The organism is Nonomuraea sp. NPDC004702 (assembly GCF_053601695.1).
On the sequence record NZ_JBSGCE010000016.1, the window covers coordinates 69,384 to 86,651 of the forward strand.

General features: G+C 71.3%; 20 protein-coding genes. 6 read left to right on the plus strand and 14 right to left on the minus strand.

Features of this window, described 5'->3' with window-relative positions:
- Window positions 1-4 precede the first annotated feature (4 nt).
- Window positions 5-739 carry an ABC transporter ATP-binding protein gene (locus ACWEJ6_RS21430; protein ID WP_387679795.1) on the plus strand — a complete coding sequence of 245 codons (735 nt, stop codon included), beginning with the start codon at window positions 5-7 and terminating at the stop codon, window positions 737-739.
- Entirely contained in the window at window positions 727-3,048 is a 2,322-nt protein-coding gene (locus tag ACWEJ6_RS21435; RefSeq protein ID WP_452425644.1) for an FtsX-like permease family protein, read from the plus strand. The genes ACWEJ6_RS21430 and ACWEJ6_RS21435 overlap by 13 nt, the downstream gene beginning before the upstream one ends.
- Before the next feature lie 50 nt (window positions 3,049-3,098).
- Here the strand turns inward: ACWEJ6_RS21435 and ACWEJ6_RS21440 are convergent, their stop codons facing one another.
- The 10 genes from ACWEJ6_RS21440 to ACWEJ6_RS21485 all read right to left on the minus strand — a co-directional run bounded on the left by ACWEJ6_RS21440 (window position 3,099) and on the right by ACWEJ6_RS21485 (window position 8,793).
- Entirely contained in the window at window positions 3,099-3,410 is a 312-nt protein-coding gene (locus ACWEJ6_RS21440; RefSeq protein ID WP_358289847.1) for a gas vesicle protein K, read from the minus strand.
- Complete coding sequence (locus tag ACWEJ6_RS21445; protein WP_358289850.1) at window positions 3,394-3,633, minus strand: gas vesicle protein; 240 nt, start codon at window positions 3,631-3,633, stop codon at window positions 3,394-3,396. The genes ACWEJ6_RS21440 and ACWEJ6_RS21445 overlap by 17 nt, the downstream gene beginning before the upstream one ends.
- The gene (locus tag ACWEJ6_RS21450) at window positions 3,620-4,414 is read right to left on the minus strand and encodes a GvpL/GvpF family gas vesicle protein (RefSeq protein WP_452425647.1); all 795 of its coding nucleotides are present in this window, start codon (window positions 4,412-4,414) and stop codon (window positions 3,620-3,622) included. The genes ACWEJ6_RS21445 and ACWEJ6_RS21450 overlap by 14 nt, the downstream gene beginning before the upstream one ends.
- Window positions 4,404-4,781, minus strand: a complete 378-nt coding sequence (gene gvpJ, locus ACWEJ6_RS21455) for a gas vesicle protein GvpJ (RefSeq protein WP_352355870.1) — start codon at window positions 4,779-4,781, stop codon at window positions 4,404-4,406. The genes ACWEJ6_RS21450 and gvpJ (ACWEJ6_RS21455) overlap by 11 nt, the downstream gene beginning before the upstream one ends.
- A 26-nt stretch (window positions 4,782-4,807) precedes the next feature.
- Window positions 4,808-5,173 (minus strand): gas vesicle protein GvpO, encoded by a 366-nt coding sequence (locus tag ACWEJ6_RS21460; protein WP_364326847.1) that lies wholly within the window; start codon window positions 5,171-5,173, stop codon window positions 4,808-4,810.
- Between the two features lie 44 nt (window positions 5,174-5,217).
- Window positions 5,218-5,442 carry a gas vesicle protein GvpG gene (locus ACWEJ6_RS21465; RefSeq protein ID WP_387679805.1) on the minus strand — a complete coding sequence of 75 codons (225 nt, stop codon included), beginning with the start codon at window positions 5,440-5,442 and terminating at the stop codon, window positions 5,218-5,220.
- Between the two features lie 97 nt (window positions 5,443-5,539).
- Window positions 5,540-6,343: a GvpL/GvpF family gas vesicle protein gene (locus tag ACWEJ6_RS21470; RefSeq protein WP_452425650.1), complete on the minus strand. Its 804-nt coding sequence runs from the start codon at window positions 6,341-6,343 to the stop codon at window positions 5,540-5,542.
- A 1-nt stretch (window position 6,344) separates the two neighbouring features.
- The gene (gene gvpJ / locus ACWEJ6_RS21475) at window positions 6,345-6,764 is read right to left on the minus strand and encodes a gas vesicle protein GvpJ (RefSeq protein WP_452425652.1); all 420 of its coding nucleotides are present in this window, start codon (window positions 6,762-6,764) and stop codon (window positions 6,345-6,347) included.
- Between the two features lie 56 nt (window positions 6,765-6,820).
- Window positions 6,821-8,233: an SRPBCC family protein gene (locus ACWEJ6_RS21480; protein ID WP_452425654.1), complete on the minus strand. Its 1,413-nt coding sequence runs from the start codon at window positions 8,231-8,233 to the stop codon at window positions 6,821-6,823.
- 5 nt (window positions 8,234-8,238) lie between these two features.
- Window positions 8,239-8,793, minus strand: a complete 555-nt coding sequence (locus ACWEJ6_RS21485) for a hypothetical protein (protein ID WP_452425656.1) — start codon at window positions 8,791-8,793, stop codon at window positions 8,239-8,241.
- Window positions 8,794-9,676: 883 nt separating this feature from the next.
- Here ACWEJ6_RS21485 and ACWEJ6_RS21490 point away from each other — a divergent pair.
- On the plus strand, window positions 9,677-10,111 hold the full coding sequence (locus ACWEJ6_RS21490) for a MarR family winged helix-turn-helix transcriptional regulator (protein ID WP_452425658.1): 435 nt from the start codon (window positions 9,677-9,679) through the stop codon (window positions 10,109-10,111).
- Complete coding sequence (locus tag ACWEJ6_RS21495; RefSeq protein WP_358289875.1) at window positions 10,108-10,452, plus strand: ester cyclase; 345 nt, start codon at window positions 10,108-10,110, stop codon at window positions 10,450-10,452. Before ACWEJ6_RS21490 ends, ACWEJ6_RS21495 begins: the two co-directional genes overlap by 4 nt.
- Window positions 10,453-10,653: 201 nt before the next feature.
- Here ACWEJ6_RS21495 and ACWEJ6_RS21500 read toward each other — a convergent pair whose 3' ends face one another.
- Together ACWEJ6_RS21500 and ACWEJ6_RS21505 are read right to left on the minus strand one after the other, a co-directional pair.
- Entirely contained in the window at window positions 10,654-11,316 is a 663-nt protein-coding gene (locus tag ACWEJ6_RS21500) for a DUF4097 family beta strand repeat-containing protein (protein WP_387679886.1), read from the minus strand.
- Window positions 11,317-11,512: 196 nt separating this feature from the next.
- Window positions 11,513-13,612, minus strand: coding sequence for an SCO7613 C-terminal domain-containing membrane protein (locus tag ACWEJ6_RS21505; RefSeq protein WP_452425660.1), 2,100 nt, complete (start codon window positions 13,610-13,612; stop codon window positions 11,513-11,515).
- Window positions 13,613-14,152: 540 nt separating this feature from the next.
- Here ACWEJ6_RS21505 and ACWEJ6_RS21510 point away from each other — a divergent pair.
- Window positions 14,153-14,707, plus strand: coding sequence for a DUF6461 domain-containing protein (locus tag ACWEJ6_RS21510; RefSeq protein WP_452425662.1), 555 nt, complete (start codon window positions 14,153-14,155; stop codon window positions 14,705-14,707).
- A gap of 244 nt (window positions 14,708-14,951) precedes the next feature.
- Here the strand turns inward: ACWEJ6_RS21510 and ACWEJ6_RS21515 are convergent, their stop codons facing one another.
- Window positions 14,952-15,329 (minus strand): hypothetical protein, encoded by a 378-nt coding sequence (locus ACWEJ6_RS21515; protein WP_452425664.1) that lies wholly within the window; start codon window positions 15,327-15,329, stop codon window positions 14,952-14,954.
- A 406-nt stretch (window positions 15,330-15,735) separates the two neighbouring features.
- Between ACWEJ6_RS21515 and ACWEJ6_RS21520 the strand changes: the two genes are divergently transcribed.
- Complete coding sequence (locus tag ACWEJ6_RS21520; RefSeq protein ID WP_452425666.1) at window positions 15,736-16,626, plus strand: DUF1963 domain-containing protein; 891 nt, start codon at window positions 15,736-15,738, stop codon at window positions 16,624-16,626.
- A gap of 62 nt (window positions 16,627-16,688) precedes the next feature.
- Here the strand turns inward: ACWEJ6_RS21520 and ACWEJ6_RS21525 are convergent, their stop codons facing one another.
- Window positions 16,689-17,267: a hypothetical protein gene (locus tag ACWEJ6_RS21525; RefSeq protein WP_452425668.1), complete on the minus strand. Its 579-nt coding sequence runs from the start codon at window positions 17,265-17,267 to the stop codon at window positions 16,689-16,691.
- Between the last annotated feature and the right edge of the window lies 1 nt (window position 17,268).

Here is a 17,268-nt window from a genome sequence, read left to right on the forward strand (position 1 = left end):
AGCCATGACGGACGTGGTGCGGTTGGACGCCGTGAGCAAGGTGTACGGCAAGGGCCAGGGCGCGGTGGCGGCCCTGCGTGAGGTGTCGGTGGGCATCCCGCAAGGGTCGTTCACCGCCGTGATGGGCCCCTCGGGGTCGGGCAAGAGCACGTTCCTGCACTGCGCGGCCGGGCTGGACGTGCCGTCGTCCGGCTCGGTGCGGCTCGGCGGCACGGAACTGTCGGGCATGGACGAGACCGGCCTGACCGAGCTGCGCAGGCAGCGGATCGGGTTCGTGTTCCAGGCGTTCAACCTGATCCCGGCGCTGGACGTCGTCGAGAACATCACGCTCCCCCTGCGCCTGGCCAAGGCCCGCGTGGACCGCGAATGGCTGGCGGAGATCCTGCGCCGGGTCGGCCTGGAGGGCCGGACCGGGCACCGGCCCGCGCAGCTCTCGGGCGGCCAGCAGCAGCGGGTGGCCATCGCCAGGGCGCTGGTCACCAGGCCGGAGGTGGTGTTCGGCGACGAGCCGACGGGCGCGCTGGACACGATGACCGCCCGCGACGTGCTGAGGCTGCTGCGCGAGGTGGTGGACGGCCTGGGCCAGACGGTGGTGATGGTGACGCACGACCCGGTGGCCGCCTCGTACGCCGACACCGTGCTGTTCCTGGCCGACGGCCGGATCGTGGACGCGATGACCGCGCCGACCGCCGACAAGGTGGCCGAGCGCATGACCAGGCTGGGAGCGTGGACGCGGTGATCACCTTGGCGTTGAGGACGTTGCGGCACAGGAAGGCCGCGTTCGCCGGCGCGTTCTTCGCCCTGCTGTGCGCCGCCGCACTGGTGTGCGCGTGCCTGATGTTGCTGGAGACCGGCCTGCGCGGCGGCGTCGCCCCCGAACGGTACGCCGGCGCCCCCGCGATCGTGGCCGCCGACCAGTACGTGCGCCAGACCGTCGACAAGGGCGACGGCAAGAGCAAGACCAAGGCCAAGCCCCTGACGGAACGCGCCTGGCTGCCCGAGTCGGTCGTGGCGGCGATCCGGGCCGACAAGGTGATCCCCGAGGTGACGTTCCCCTTCGGCGGCTTCACCGGGCACGGCTGGGAGTCGGCCGCGCTCACCCCGTTCACCATCGCGAAGGGACGCGAGCCGAAATCGGCGGGCGAGGTCGTCGTCGACGCGCGCGCCGGCCTCGACGTGGGCGCCGAGCTGCGCGGACACCGCGTGGTGGGCGTCACCGCGCAGGCGCTGCCGAGCCAGGACACCGTGTTCTTCAGCACCGCCGAGGCCCGCCGCCTGGCCGGTCACCCCGGCAGGGTCAGCGCGGTCGGCGTGTTCCCCGGCCTGGACCGGGCGCCCGAGGGCGCGGTGGTCTACACGGGCGACGAGCGCGGCAGGCTGGAGTTCCTGGACGCCGAGCAGGCGCGGGTCAAGCTGATCAGCATGGGCGGCGCGCTGGCCGGCACGTCGCTGCTGGTCGCGATCCTGGTCGTGATGGGCACGTTCGCGCTGTCCATCCAGCAGCGGCAGCGCGAGCTGGCCCTGCTGCGCGCCGTGGCGGCCACCCCCCGGCAGGTGCGCAAGCTGGTGGGCGGCGAGGCGCTGCTGGTCGCCGGGGCGGCCGGGGTGCTGGGCGCGGCGGCGGGCATCGGCGTGGGGTTCTGGCTGCGCGCCCAGTTCGTCTCGCTCGGGACGGTCCCCGCCAACCTCGGCCTGGTGGTCAGCCCGTTCCCGCCGCTGGCCGCGCTGCTGGCCACGGTCGGCGCCGCCTGGGTCGCGGCCCGCGTGTCGGCCCGCCGGCTGACCAGGATCCGGCCGGTGGAAGCCCTGGGCGAGGCGGTCCTGGACAGCGGCAGGGTGGCCCGGTGGCGACTGGTGGCCGGGCCGCTGGCCCTGGCCGGCGCGGTGACGCTGACGGTGGTCCTGTCGAACCTGCGCACCGAGGCGGCGGCCACGCCCGTGACGATGCTGACCGCGCTGGTCTGGACGATCGCGCTGACGCTGCTCGGCCCGCTGGTCGCACGGGTGGCCGCGGCGGTGTTGTCGGTCCCGCTGCGGGCCTCCCGGGTGGGCGGCTTCCTGGCCGCGCGCAACCTGCGCGCCAACTCGGGGTCGCTGGCCTCGGTGTTGTCGCCGCTGACCCTGATGATCGCGATGACCTGCACGATCCTCTTCGTCCAGACCACGATGGGCCACGCCGCGCAGGAGCAGGCCGACGCGGGCACCCGCGCCGAGTACGTCGTGACCGGCGTCTCCGCCGCCGAGGCGGCCAAGGTTCCCGGCGTCGAGGCCGTCACCCGGGTGCTGCGCACGACCGTCCGGTCCGGCCTGGACAAGTACGGCGCGCAGGCGGTCACCTACGACGACCGCACGATGGACCTGGGCATCGTCGCCGGCTCGATGAAGGACGTGGCCGTCAGCTCGACCGCCGCCGAGCGGCTGGGCGTCGGGGTGGGCGACCCGCTGAAGCTGACGCTGGGCGACGGCACCCCCGCGACGGTGACGGTCAGCGCGGTGTACACCCGCGGGCTGGGCTTCGGCGACCTGACGTTGCCGTACGACCTGGTGGCGGGCCACGTGGACGAGCCCGCGGCGTCCCTGCTGGTCAAGGCGCCAGGGCTGACCGTGGACGCCCTGGCCGGGGCGCTGCCCGGGGCGTCGGTGCTGGACCGGGCGCGGGCCGCCGAGGTGAGCGCGTCGAACCCGCAGGCCACGTTCGTGGCGCTGGGCCTGATCATCGCCTTCACCGCGATCGCCGTGGTCAACACGCTGGCCATGGCCACCTCGGCCCGCTCGGGCGAGATGCGCGCGCTGCGCCTGGCCGGCACGACGCGGCGGCAGGTGCTGCTCATGCTGCGGCTGGAGACGCTGGGCGCGGTGGCCACCGCAGTCGTGCTCGGCACCGGGGCCGCGCTGGTGACGCTGGCCGCGTTCGGCGCGGGGATGACCGGGTCCGCGGTGCCGTACGTGCCGGTGGGGACGTACGCGGCGGTGGTCGGGGCGGCGGCCGTGCTGGCCCTGGCGGCCACCGTCCTGCCCGCCCGGCTCACGATGCGCTCGGCGGCGTGAGCGGACGGTCAGTCCGCCGGGCGCGCGGGTACCCAAGAAGCCCGAGGCGGTCAGTCCGTCGGGAGCAGGGTGCCGAGGGGGCCGAGGTCGAGGTTGAGGTCGGCGGGCGTCAGCCCGAACCGGTCGCACAACTCGGCCATGGCCTCCTCCAGCCGCATGAGGGTCAGCCCCACCGCCTCCAGTTGCTCCCCGGTCAGGTCGCCGTTGTCCATCCGCCGGACGCACTGGCGCTCCACCAGCTGGCGGATCAGCTCGACCAGCGTCAGCACCAGACGGCTCAGGTCGTGCTGCACCGAGTCGGCGTCCGTCTCCAGCCGCCACTCGCCGGGTCTGGCCACCCGCCCGTCAGTCGGGCTCGTCATGTCGCATCCCTCCTTCGACCGCGTCCCCCTCGCGCACGCTGACCAGCAGGGCTCTCAGGGAGATCCGTACCAGGTCGATGCCGGAGATGGACAGCACGAGGTCGCCGGTCACCACCGCCCCGCCCGCCAGCAGGCGGTCGAGCAGATCGACGAGCGCCACCCGCTGGTCGGGCAGGCGGCCCTGGGCGGCGAGCCGGGCTCCTCTCGGCTCAGGAGGCGTCACCGCGGGCCGCCTCACCGTCCTGGTCGAGGGCGGCGAAGGAGTAGGGCGCCCACGGGCCGACGAGCTCCACGGTGACCCCCCGGTCGGCGACGTCCTCGATCACCTGCGCGAACTCGGCGGCGCGTGCGTCGTCCACCAGGTAGGCGCCGTTGAGGACCATCTGCTCCCGCCGTCCGGACAGCTGCGGGTCCTGGGCGCGGTGGCATCTGCCGACGACGGCGACGTCCATCAGCGCCTCGTGCACGGCCCGGGCCTGCTCGGCGGCCCGGCGCCAGTCGGCCTCCCGGCTGCGCAGGGCGGCCCGGCGGCGGTTCAGGTAGGCCGCCCCCGGCGTCGCGCCCTGCGTCGCGTCCTGCGGGTCGGCCGTCGGCTCCGTCCCGCCGGGAACGGCGTACGCCTTGACGCCCCACTCCCGCCGGCCGGCCACCCGCGCCAGCACCGCGTCGAACTGTTCGTGCCGCTCGTCGAGCAGCTCCCGGACCTGCGCCTCTCCCGTGTAGACGGTGACCAGCCGCACCGGCGCCGTGGGCCTGAGCGCGGCGACGGCCTCCACCACCCGGTGGTGGGTGCGCGCGGTCTCCTCCAGCCAGGCGAGGTCCTCCATCGAGCGGCGCAGTGCCTCCTCGCCGAACTCCGCCAGCGAGACCGTGCTGAGAAACGCGGCCAGACCCCGGTGCGTCAGGCGGCGTACGGGCGCGCCCGCCACCCCCGCCAGGCCGTCGGGCCCCTCGCCCTCGTCGCGGGTGACCGCGTAGAGGTAGACGCCCTGGTCAGTGGCCACGCTCGACCGCCTCAGGCACGTGGCCGGGCGCGTGCCCGGTCGCGGCGCCGCCTTCCACCACCCGGGCGGACACCATCTCCTCAAGGGCCGCGAGACGGCGGCGCAGCTTGCGGTTCTCCTTCGCCAGCTCCTGGGTGTCGCCGGTGAGCCACGGGTCGTGCTCCCACCAGTCGATGCCCATCTCGCGGGCCGTGTCGACCGAGGCGATGAGCAGGCGCAGCTTGATCGTCAGCAGCTCGATGTCGAGCAGGTTCACCTGGATGTCGCCGGCGATCACCACGCCCCGGTCGAGCACCCGTTCCAGGATGTCGCCGAGGTTGGCCGACTCGCGGCCGCCTGAGGCCGGCTGGTACGACGCCCCGGGCATGTACGGGCTCGACCGCACGTTGGCGCTCACCGCGAGCCCTCGGCGAGGTCGCCGCTGCCGCGCTTGTACCGGCGCACCCGTCGGTAGGACAGGAGGCCGCCCGACATGTCGAGTTCGAGCTCGTACAGGGCCAGGGTGTCACCGGAGGACGGGATCCGGCGGTCCTCCACCATCTCCACGCCGACCAGCCACCCGTCCTCGGCCGGCTCGACCAGCGTGACGCTCTCGGCCTCCTTGCCGGTCAGCTCGGTCATCATCCGCAACCCGACCCCGGCCACCTCGGCGGCCGGCATGTCCGCCGGACGCGTGCGAGGCGGCCCCTCGCCGCCGGTTTCCGCATGCCCTGTCGTCCCCGGCACGCGCTTGTGCTCGGTCTCCTGCCTGGCAGGCACCACATCACCCCCGTACTCCCCTGGTGCGGCCCCCCGCTAGCGCCTCACCAGCCGACCATCCCCCGCAAGATCTCCTCCACCGCCCGGTCCTCCTCCTCCGCGGAGATCCGGCCGTCGGCCCTGGCCTGCTCCACCGCCTCCAGACGGCGCCGGACCACGGCCGGGTCGTGCAGCTCGCGCTCGACCTGGTCGCGCATGAGCTCGCCGAGCTTGACGACCCCGTAGAGCGGCATGAGTGGCCAGCCAAAAAGCAACGTCCCCAGTCCCAAGGATGTTCACTCCTCCCGGGTGCCCGCGTCCGTGCCGACGCGGTCAGCTCGTGTTGACGAAGCCGTACGGTCAGCTCGTGCTGACGAAGTCGTACGGTCAGCTCGTGCCGACGAAGTCGTACGGCGCCATCGGCCCCAGCAGCCGCAGCTCGACGCGTCCCGACCAGCGGCGGGCCAGCTCGTCCACGGCCTGTTCGAACTCGGCCCGCCGGTCGTTCGCCACCAGCGCGGCCACGTGCGCGGCGTCCCGTTCGTGGGAGGGCTCGCGCACGGCCAGCTGTTCGCAGACGTCGGAGAGCTCGTCCACCACCGTCGCGGTGTCGGCCTCGCGCTTGTCCGCGATCGTGCCCTCGATGATCTCGCCGAGCCGCATGCGCTCGTTGCGCGTCGCGTCCTCCGAGCGGCCGGCGATCTGCTGCCGGAGGCTCGCGGCCTCGCCGTTCTCGCGCAGGATCTCGGTGAGGATCGCGCGCTCGTCGTACCGGCCGTTGACGACGTACTGCGTCCGGCCCTCCACCTCCTGAAGGGCGTCGGCGAACTGGTCGTGGTACGGCTTCAGCAGCTCCTCCACCACAGCCTCGGAGTCCGTCAGCACCGCCCCGAACCGGAACGGCAGCACCGGCACCTCCGCCGCGGTCTGGTCGAGCAGCCGCTGGTGCGCCTGAAGGTCGCGCGGGCGGCCGAGCGGGCGGTCCGGCTCGACGTCGCTCACCAGAGCGGCGACCTGGCCGAACGGCACCAGCCGCACGTCCCCGCCGGGATCCCCCACCCCCTTGGTCCCGGGCTCCACCTCGACGTCCATCGGCACGATCCCGTACACGTAGGACGCGTAGCCGTTCATGCTCGCCTGCGCCCTGTCCTCGGACCCGGCGGCCTCCGCGGCCTCTCTGTGTGGCGACATCTCAGTCATCCTCTCTACGACGTGCCCGGCGCGGCTCTTCCTCGCGGTCCACGACCTCACCCGTGAGCTCCTGCAGCTCGTCGGGCTCGTCGGAGGCGGCCTCCAGCTCCCCGGCGTCAGGCTGGTTCGCCTGGCCGACGGCCCTGGCCGCCGTCACGCCCTCGACGACCTCCGGCAGACCCTTCTCGGTGGCCGACAGGTCGAGGCGGTTGGCCGCCTCCGCGAAGCGCAGGTACGTGTCCACGCTGGCCACGACGATCCGGGTGTCGATCGTCAGCACCTCGATGCCGACGAGCGAGACCCGGACGAAGGCGTCGATGACGAGGCCCTTGTCGAGGATGGTGTCGATGACGTCCGCCAGACTTGTCCCCGCGGTGCCGCTGCTGGCCGGTGTACCGCGACCGGCAGGCTGAACGGTCATGTCGTTCCCCCTGGTTCTGGGTGGCCGGGCCCTCGGCGACAGGCCCTGACGAGTGGCTACTCGGCTCGGATCCGGCGCCGGCGTACCGGGCGGTCCCGGTCCTGCTCGGCGGACCGGCGGGTGGGCGCTCCGGCGCGACGCGCCACGGCCGGAGCCGCGGGACGCTCCTCGGGCTCCTCTTCCTCCTCTTCTCCTTCTTCTTCCTCCGCAGGCTCCTCGAACTCTCCCTCTTCCTCCTCGAACTCCCCTTCTTCTTCCTCGGGCTCCTCCTCTTCTTCTTCCTCTTCCTCCTCCTCAGGCTCCTCTTCGTACTCCTCCTCGGGCTCTTCGGCTTCCGCCCGCTCGCCCTCCTCGGGCTGCTCCTCCTCGGGCTGTTCCGCTTCCGCCCGCTCGCCCTCCTCGGGCTGCTGCTCCTCGGCTTCCTGCTGCTCCCGCTCCTCCTGGACGGCGGTCTCGTGATCCTTGACGACCTGACTGTCGCGGATCTCGCCGCGCCAGCCCTCCAGCTCGTCGGGCTTCAGCAGCAGGTGCGCCATCACGTGCCGTCTGAAGTGCTTGAGCTCCAGGCGTACGCGCCGGCCCTGGGCGCGCCACAGGTTGCCGGTGCGCTCGAACAGGCCCTGCGGGTGGTACTCCAGCACGACCAGGACCCGGGTCAGGTCAGGCGAGACCTCGTGGAAGGTCACCGCTCCGTCGACATACCCCTTCGCTCCCTCGGACCGCCAGATGATCCGCTGGTCGGGGATCTGCTCGATGATGTGCGCCTTCCAGGTCCGGTGCGACCAGAAGACCTGGGCCTTCCAGGACAGCTCCTCGTCGGACTCCTGGTTGATGGTCTCGACCTTCTTCATGAAGGTCGGGAAGTCCTGGAACTGGGTCCACTGGTCGTACACCAGGCGCCGGGGCGCACCGATGTCGATCGACTCGACGATGTTGGTGATCTTCGCGTGGCCGGCCTTCCCGCCGCCACGGCCGGTGATCTTCTGCCAGATGCCTTTGAGGCCGCCCTTGAGGCCCCCCTTGATGCCTCCCTTCAGACCTCCCGTGAGGCCGCCTTTCAGCGCTCCGCTCATGAAGCCGGGCTTGTCCGAGCCCGTGACCGCGCTCATCAGGCCCTTTCCGCCGTGTTCGACGTAATCGGTGAGCCGGCCGGTCAGTCCTTCGAGCTTGTCCCCGGCGGAGGACAACACTCGCGTGCCCGCCGCCTGCAGGAGCCCCTGCGCGGACTGCACGAGCCGGTCCATCGGCAGGTTGTCGGCGATGCCCTGGCCGGCCTCCCCGGCCTTCCCCGCGACGTCCCCTGCCTTGCCGGTGACGTCCCCGGCCTTACCGGTCACGTCCCCTGCCTTGCCGGTGACGTCCTCGACCGTGCCCGTCGCGGCCTGACCGGCTCGACGGGCCGTTCCGGCGGCCTTGCCCAGGGCTTCCCCGCCGCTTCCGGTTGCCGTCCTCTTCGCTGCATCAGCCACCGCACTCACCTCCGTGACTGGCCGACCCGCCGGACAGGACGTGTCCGCCGCTGCCCTCTGTGACCCTCATGACCCTCTTGACCCTCGGGCCTGCGTCTGGCCTGCTCCGGCGCCTCGGGTTCCTCTTCGTCGTCGTCCTCCTGGTAGCGATCGTTTTCGTCGTAGTCCTCCTCGCCGTAGTCGGCTTCCTCGTCCCTGGGTGCCTGCCGCTTCGTGGGCTGCGGCTCGGCTTCCTCTTCCTGCGCGGTCTTGGACTTCTCCCCACGCTCCTGGAGCTTGTGGGTCAGGGAGTCGATCTGCTTGGTGGCCGCGGAGATCACCGCCGCCTTGCCGACGTCCATGAGTTCGCCGCGAAGGCGGCCGGTCATCCGCTGGATCTCGGGATTGGAGCCGAGGGTCTTGACGCCCTGCGCCAGCAGGCCACCAGCCCCGCCCTTGCCGCAGCTGGCGCGTCCCGCCAGCCCGGCCGCCGCCAGTGCCGCGGCCGTGCGCAACTTGTGGCGCCTGCCGAGGTAGTACCCGGCGAGTACGGCAAAGGCCATCTGCAATCTGCTCGACATGGTCAGCTCTCCTTCCGCTCGCTCACCATCTCGACCCGCACTGGAGTCGTGCACGGTCCAGTGCGCGGTCCAGTGCGCGCGGACAGACCCCGAACACGCCGACGCCTGCTCGCCGCGGCTTGACCTACCCGGAAAACCGACAAAGCACCCAATTGGCGAAAAACGGGACAGGGAGTTGGTGTGTGGGCGCGAATCCAAGCCGACCCATCAGGGCGTGTTTAGCCTCGCCTGCCCCCGGGCCCAGGCGAGTCGAAGTGTCAGGACCTGGGCCCGACCTGCCCAAAGATCCGCCAACTCCAGAACCGGAGTGCTTGCGCCGAGCGTCATACGGGCCAGACGGCAACCGTCTGAGCGTGATCTCGGAGGCGACCATGAACGACCTGCCATCTTCCGTGTTCATCCGTCCGGCCCCATCCCGGTCCGCGGCACGCGGCAAGGGCGTCCTTCCGCCGTCCGCGCTCTTCCGGGGATCGCCGCTCGCCCCTCGGCGGCGTTTCGGCCACGTCTTCGTCGTCATCGCGGTCGCCCTCTCGCTCGGGACGGGCGTGTTCGTCGGATTCACGGTCAGCCGCGGGCTGCAGGAGGAAGCCCAGGGGCGCGGGCCGGCGGGCGTCGTGAGGGCGGCCGTCCCGCAGGCGGCTCCGTCCGCGCCTCCCGGGCCACCGGCCGCCCAACCGCCCCACCCGGTCACGCGGCCGAAGACCGCGGCGAAACACACGGCGAAGCACACAGCGAAGCGCACGGCGAGGAAGCCGCAGCACGCCAAAAGGCGGAGGCACCACCACTCGCCGTGCGCCAGGTTCGAGGGGTTGCGGGCGCGGGTGTGCCACACGATCTTCCGTTGACTCTTGAGCTCATCAAGAGTTGCCGATATAAAAAGATAGTGCACGAAGAGACCGCCGAGGACACGTTCTTCCGTGAGCTGGGAGGCGCCTGCGCCGAGCTCCGGCAGGCGTTCGCCCGGCACGTGGGCATGAGCCCCCACCGGGTCCAACTGCTCATCCGCCTGCGGCGCGACGGCGAGACCAGCCACAGCGAGCTGCGCCGGACGCTCGGCATCGACGGCGCGAGCGTCACCCGGCTGGTCAAGGAGTTCGAGGCCGAAGGGCTGGTCAGCCGCCGCCTGGACCCGGCGGACAACCGCTACACCCTGTCCGCGCTCACCCCCGCCGGCCAACGATGCGCGGCCGATCTCGACCGTTCGCACCAGGCGTACCAGGAGCGGCTCCTCGACGGCGTCCCGCCGCACCAGCGGGACCTCGTCCTGGACGCCCTGCGCCGCGTCCGCGCGAACATGACCGAACAGGAGAGCCGATGACCGAGGACGCACGAGCCGCGGCCCACCGCATGTACGCCGCCTTCAACGCCCGCGACCACGCCGCCACGACGGAGATCTTCGCGGCGGACTTCCACAGCCACCCCCTGGGCACGACCGGCCCCGACAGCGTCTCCCAGGCGTGGCGGCGGTTCCACGAGGCGTTCCCCGAGGTCCAGGTGGTCGTCGAGGACCTGATTGTCGAGGGGGACACGGTCGCCGTCCGCACGAGCGTGCACGGCATTCCCGACCGGGAGCCACCGACCATGCTGGAGATGTTGCGGGTGCGCGACGGACGGATCGCCGAACTGTGGGGCCTGTCCTCACTGCGACGCGACTCCTGAGCCCGGCCTTCCCCGCAACGCAGAAGAGGCCCCGAAGGGCCTCTGACCTGCTGTTGGAACCGGCGGCCGGCGCAAGGTCCCGAGCTTGCGCGGGCTTGGCCGACAGTTTCACAGTCCCGCCACATGAGCGCTCTGACCTGCGGCTTCTTCCGGAGGGCGGTTCCGGCGGGTCGGCCCCGCCCTCTCGTCGGAAGCCACGGGTCACAGGCTGCGGGCGGTGATGTCGCCGTTGGAGGTGGTGGCGTGGATGTCGAGCTCGACGGTCCCGTCGTTCTTGAGTGCGTTGGTGACGCGGCCGTGGCTGGTGCCGGCGTCCAGGGCCGCCGAGACGCCGTTGGCGGCGGTGATCGAGATGTCGCCGGACTGGGTGCGGAGCACGACCTTGCCGCCTGCGGCCTCGGCGATCCGGATGTCCCCGCGTGCGGTGCTGATCTCCGCGGGCCCGCCCAGCCGGCCGACCTCGACGTCGCCGTCGACCGCCGTGAGGCGGAGGCTCGCGGCCTCCTCGATCTCGATCCGGCTGTACGCGCCTTCGAAGGCGACGTCGCCGAGGCGTCCGGTGGTCCGCAGCTCGGCGCTGGCCGCCTTGGCCTCGACGCGGGAACCGGCCGGCAGCTGGACCGTCACCTCGATCGACCCGGACGGGCCGAGGATCTGGCTCTTCGCCGCGGTCGCGATCCGCAGGACGCCGTCGGCGTAGTCGACCGTGGTCTGCTCCGCCGCCTGCACGTCGCGGCTCTTCGAGGCGTTGGCGGGCCGGACCTCGACCGTGGTGTCGCTCCGGTCGTCCGCCACGAACTGCACGCGTCCCGCGGGGATGTCGAGGACGACGCGGACGGGGGCGGGGGTGGTGAACTGCATGATGCTCTCCTGCGAGTGGTGGTCTCCGACGCCCGCCCCTGGAGGGACGGGCACTTGGCCCGCTTCGCGGCCCTGGGGCCGCATCGCTGAACCGTTCATGGGTCAACCATCGCGGACCGCTCTGATACCGCGCCGTCACCGCCCTGACATGGCCGCTGACACCCGGCAGGACGCGGGCGGCCCCCGCCGCCCTGCGGCCTCAGCCCATCGTCGCGAGGGTGTCGCGCAGCCGGCGCAGGTCGCGCATGCGGGCCTCGTACGTCGCCCCGACCACCACGAGCAGCAGGCCGCCCACGGCGATCGGCACCCAGCGCGGCACCGCGAGGAACAGCTCCGACACGTACGGAGCCAGTTCCCGCACCACGACCCCGGCGACCACGACCGCGCCGATCGACGTGGGCGCCTGGAGCTTGAACCGGACCCCGGCGAGCAGCACCGCCAGCGCCAGCACGCCGAGCGCCAGCGACCGCCGCCATTCGGCGTCCGAGTACACCGCCACCAGGCTGGGCAGCATCGTGAAGGTGAGACCCGCCCCGTAGGCGGCCCACGACGTGACCGCCGCGCCGCGCCGCCGCCACCAGCCGGATCCCAGCAGCACCAGCGAGCACGGCACGGTGTACGCCTCGACGACGGTGACCTCGTCCGCCCCCAGCCGCAGCCACGACGCCATCAGCAGCAGGACGGCGCCGGCGTACCTGAGGCCGGTCCCGCCGCTCCGGCCGGCCGGACCCGTCCACAGCGACATGAGCAGCACCAGCACCCCCGCCACGGCGAACCCCAAACTCCCCGCGACCAGCAGGCGCACGCCCAGCGAGAGCCCCGCCGCCACCGCCTCCAGGCCGAGGAACAGGGCGGCGAAGCCGACTCCCCAGAGCCGGAGCTCCTTCGGCCTGGCCGACAGCGCCATCGCGGCGGCCGCCGCCGCCAGGATCGGCAGCACGATCAGCGTCGCGGGCTCGCTGCCGAACGCGTACGCCGCCGCCCGTACCGAGACGGGAGCGGCGACGAGCGCGCAGGCCACCGCCCACCAGGGCGTCCGGCCACGGGTGGCGGCCACCGCGAGCGCGACGGCCGACGCCGCCTGCACCGCCGTCGCGACCGGGTAGGGCATCCCGAAGGCTTGGGGGGCGACCGCGATCGCGAGCACCCCGGCCACCAACGCCCCGGCCGCCGCCACCTTGCCCAACCACCCACCATGGCCGCGCCCAACCGCCGCCAGGAGGGCGGCCGCCGGTATGGCCAGGACCACCACGTCCACCGGCGACGCCATCTCGAACGGCGGCCACTCCCGCCCGTTCCAGGCGCCCGTCCAGAGGACGTCCAGCCAGGCGAACGGCGCCGCCAGGGTGACCACCAGCCGGGGCAGCACTGTCAGCGTGGTCAGCAGCGCCACCAGCCCGCCGGTGCCCATGACCGCGGCCCGTACCCGCCGCCAGGGCAACCGGCAGGCGGCGAGCACCACCCCGAGCGCCGGGACGAGGTAGGCCAGGGGACGCCAGTCCATGCCCGGACCGTCCAGCATCGGTTGCGCCAGCGCCGCCGGCACGGCGATCAGCGTGAGCGCGGTCCCGACGGCGACCGCGGAGCCCCAGATCTCCCTCTCGGCGTCGCCCCGCCTGGCCAGCAGCCAGGTCACCCACCCGCCGAGCAGCACCAAGGCGACCAGCGGCACCGACCTGACCAGCGCCTGACCGACGGAAGGCGATCCCAGCGCGTACGGCACGCCGCTCAGCAGGGCGAGGACCGCGACCCCGCTGCCGGTCGAGGCGGCCGTCACCCGCACCGCTCCCCGGCCGCGGCGGACCAGGACGACGTCCAGCGCCGCCGTCGTCACCAGCGCGGCCACCAGCCAGGTCACCGACCAGTCTCCGACCAGCAGCGCCAGGACCGGCTGCGCCAGCACCACGGCGACGGGAGCAGGCCCGTGAAGCCGGGTGATCCGGGCATAGGCCACCAGGATCAGCGCGGTGAGCCCGAAAACGCCCGCCGTGTACTGCAACCCGTCGAGGGAGTCCACCCCGAGGAGTCCCACCCGCCTGGCCGCGTAGCCGTCGAGCAGCAGCAACGCGACCGCGAACCCGGCCATGGTCTCAGCCGTCGCGGTGAGCCTGCGCCGGATCAGCACGACCGGCGCCAGCATCACCAGCGCGGTGAACGCGGCCAGCACGGCCGCGCGCCCGCCTATGCCCAGCCGGCCCCAGCTCACCACGGTGAACACCGCCGCGGCCACCGTCAGCAGCAGACCACCGAGGATGAGCAGGACATTCTTCGCAGCACCCGCGGAAACCTCCGGCCTCACCGCGCCATGGCCCGCACCCCCGGACCCGGCCGCCACCCCCGAATACGGCGGCAACGCGCTCGCTCCTGACTGACCCGCCGCGCCCGCGCTCGCGCTCGCCTCTGGCTGACCCGCCGCACCGGCGCTCGCCTGTGGGTGGCCCGCCGCACCGGCGCTCGCCGGCTCGGCGCGTAAGGCGCGGAGCAGTTCCGTACGGCGGGCCTGCAGCCCGGCGAGCTGGTTCCCCAAGCTGGCGAGAGCCTGGTCCACCTGCCAGAGCTCATGCGCGACGGGGCCCTGCAGAGGCAGCGCACATCCCGGGCATCTGGAAACCGGCCCCTGAAGCCCGGCCCCGGACAACATCACCCCGCAGTCCGGACACTTCATATTTCCCTGCACCGACACTCCGTTTGAGCCCGACGAGATGACCCATATTGCACCGTGACGTCCTTGCGAATCACTGTCATCGGTTGTCGTAGCGGATTCCGGTCCGAGTGATCGAGCGGCGGATCCGCGGTCCGGTCTAGGCTGACGGCCACCCGAAACGATCCAGGAGCGCGCATGGGCGGGGCGACCTCGGCAGACTACGCCTGGTTGAGCGACCGGTGGACCGACGGTGTCGGCACCACCGTCTTGTGCATCACGTTCGTCCGTGACCTGTCCCCCGCCGACGCCCTCCGACGGATCAAGGTCACCCCTGGCACTCACGGCGACTTCAACGTCGCCGCCTACGCCGCTCGGGGCGGAACCGTCCTCGCCGACACGGGATGGGCCACCAAGTACGTCAGCAACCTGGCCGAGCCGTTGTCATTGGGCACGGCCGTGGCCATGGTGTTCGCCGATGTCGAGGACTCGGACTTCACCTACAGGGTGAACGACCGCCTGATCACCACGTTCGGCCTGTACGGCTACCGCTACCGGGAGGGCGACGATCCCGACCGGCTGCTCGCGGATGTCCGCGAACTGGGCCTGTACGACGACGGGGACGGACACCACGAAGACCCCATCCCCGGCGCTCTGGCCCTCGCCTCCCGCGCCACCGGCGTACACCTGTCCAGCACCCACTACGCCCGACCGGCCCTCACGGGTTCGACCGATCACCTCATGGCAGGTTGACCGCGCCGAGGACTACGCCGACGGCCACCCGGCACCCGTCCCCCTCCTCGGGTCTTCACGACGGTCAACCGCACGACGAAGTGCGGCGCACCGCTCGCCGGTGATCCCCGCCGGAATGTCAGATCCACGTGCCACACTCCCCGTGATCATTCAGGAGGGAGAAACCGGTGCGCAAAACACGCCCGCGGATTACGCATGGGAGACCGACTGCGCCTCCTCGACGTAGCGGACGCCGATCTGCCCATCAGGAACCCGGGACGCCGCCGCCCGTCTCCGCACGCCGGACCAGCGCCAAGAACATGACCAGCACCGCGCCCGCCGAATAGTGCAGTATCGGCCCGAACCTGACGATGTCCCAGCCGCCGAACTCAAGCGTTTCCCGGCAATCGTCCAAGATGACCCGAACAGCGTAGGGAAGGCTGAACACCCCGGCGAAGACCACGAACAGCGCCACCGTCACCCATGCGGCGAACGCCCCCCAACCGCCACGAAGGGCGAGAGTCGCACACAGCCCCAGCGCCATCACCCCGGTGGGCCAGCCGGACAACTCCGCGACGATGGTTCCCCAGTTGATCTCGATCAGCCAATCGAACTTCCCGGGTTTCCACGGCTCGGCACTCAAGGGGCAGGCATAGCCGTGCGCCGAGTAGGTCGGCCCGTCAGAAAGGCGCCACTGCAAGGTACGCGAAGCGGGAGCCGCCAGAGCCGCCAAGGTCAAAAGGGGCACTCCCCAGCGCGGAGGAATCGCCGATAACGGAAGCAATACAGCCGCCATGTGATCGCAGTAAAAGGGCGCCCAGCCTAGATCATTTCCCGTACGTACGTCAGCAGGCACCCTTCACGGCGGCGGGGAGCTCTCGGGCAGCTTTCGCTGTACCTGCATCCACAATGGGCCGATGCGGGAACGTGGGTGCATCTGGGCCGGCTGTGGACGAACGGCGATCCATTCCTCGCTGTCGACGCTTCACCGCGCAGATTCGTTCTGTCAGTCAGCTGCTCTACGGTGTGCCGTTACGACGTCCTCTGTTGTGATCGGAGTGGTGCGCATGGGGTTGACGACGCCTTCGGCGCCGTTCGATTTGGCGGCTGTCTTCCCTGAACTGGCAGGTCAGCACCGGACCACGGTTCGTCTGCATCCACGCCGGGGAGAGCCGGCCGTCATGGACAGCTCTCTGGGCGGGCCGTTGTTGTGGCCGGCTGATGAGCCTTGGCCGATCTGTCCTGAGCCGCTGTCTCATCACCCCTCGGAGGGGTGGGATCCACTTCCGCTCGTCGCGGTCATGCAGCTGTTCGCCCATGACGTTCCCGAGCTGCCCTTCCCCGATGACACCGACACCCTCCAGGTGTTGTGGTGCCCGCTCGATCACGAGCCGTACTCTCAGCCTCATCCGATCGTGCGCTGGCGCAAGGCGGAAGAGGTCGGAAGTCTGCTCACCAAGGCCCCCGAGCCGGATCCTGACAGCGACGACTCGTATCTCCCCATGGCTTGCGTCCTGTCGCCGGAGCGGGTGGAGGAGTACCCGGATGGCTGGGAGCTTCCCGATGAGCTCGGGGCTCGGATCAGTGCATGGCAGAAGGATGCCTCGAACTCTGACGACTGGAGCTACTTCTCGCACCTCTCAGCTGCTCCAGGGAGCAAGGTCGGAGGCTGGGTGGACTGGATCCAGGATCCGGTGCAGTTCGAGTGCGGCAGAGGCCATGAGATGGCACACTTGCTGACCATTGCGAGCTGGGAACTCGACATCAAGAGCGGCAGGCGTTGGGCGCCCATCGAAGAGCGTGCGCTGCTTACCCCTCACGCCCCTGAAGAAGTGCAGAACCCCACCGATCTCATGATCCAGGACGCTGGATCGCTCTACATGTTCGTCTGCCTGGAGTGCCCTGAGCGCCCAGTGGACTACATCAGCCAAGGGTCATGACTTCACCGCCGCGGTGATCGGCCGGTTCGGCGACAGCTTCCGCTGGGTGTCGGCGAGCTGCGTCACAGAGGGATCGGCAGTGCCGAGTGGGGGCTGTCCATCAGTGCTTCGTCCAGGCGGACGCCGCTTTCCAGCTCCACCACGGCAAGGCAGGCCGCAATGATGTCCACCCTCGCCTCCGCGTCCTCGCTGTCATAGCCGCTCGCGAGAAGGTCGATGTACGGACTCAAGGGACCCAGGTGGTCTGCCCATCTCGTGAAAGGCAGGGGGTCTGGATCCGGGTGATGGAGAAAGCCCTCGGTGTGGCCGTAGCGGGCGTACATGCTGGTGTTGCCTTCGATGTCGAAGGACACGTACCAGTGCCGGAACCCCTGGCCGGCGAGTCGCTCGGTCATCTCCGTGCGGTCGCCGCCCGGGTTGACCCAGTCCAGCGTGACGATGCCGTTGCCGACCTGGTAGAGGCTGATGGAGCCGGTGCTGCGCGGCAGTTCGTCGGGAACTTGGAGGGTGGCGAGGTCTGCCCCGAGTCGGCCTACAGCGTCTTTGATGGACAGGACACCGGAATCGGGAAGCGTCACCGTGTAGGCGATGGTGTCGAGGACGCTCAGCATGTCGCCGTAACAAGCGACGATTTCGTCCAAC

What these genes read in the sequence shown, in the direction of transcription:
- ACWEJ6_RS21485 (WP_452425656.1), bottom strand. Translation starts at nt 8,793, where the DNA reads ATGTCGAGCAGATTGCAGATGGCCTTTGCCGTACTCGCCGGGTACTAC.
- ACWEJ6_RS21430 (WP_387679795.1), top strand. Translation starts at nt 5, where the DNA reads ATGACGGACGTGGTGCGGTTGGACGCCGTGAGCAAGGTGTACGGCAAG.
- gvpJ (WP_352355870.1), bottom strand. Translation starts at nt 4,781, where the DNA reads ATGCCCGGGGCGTCGTACCAGCCGGCCTCAGGCGGCCGCGAGTCGGCC.
- ACWEJ6_RS21440 (WP_358289847.1), bottom strand. Translation starts at nt 3,410, where the DNA reads ATGACGAGCCCGACTGACGGGCGGGTGGCCAGACCCGGCGAGTGGCGG.
- ACWEJ6_RS21495 (WP_358289875.1), top strand. Translation starts at nt 10,108, where the DNA reads ATGACCGAGGACGCACGAGCCGCGGCCCACCGCATGTACGCCGCCTTC.
- ACWEJ6_RS21470 (WP_452425650.1), bottom strand. Translation starts at nt 6,343, where the DNA reads ATGTCGCCACACAGAGAGGCCGCGGAGGCCGCCGGGTCCGAGGACAGG.
- ACWEJ6_RS21510 (WP_452425662.1), top strand. Translation starts at nt 14,153, where the DNA reads ATGGGCGGGGCGACCTCGGCAGACTACGCCTGGTTGAGCGACCGGTGG.
- gvpJ (WP_452425652.1), bottom strand. Translation starts at nt 6,764, where the DNA reads ATGACCGTTCAGCCTGCCGGTCGCGGTACACCGGCCAGCAGCGGCACC.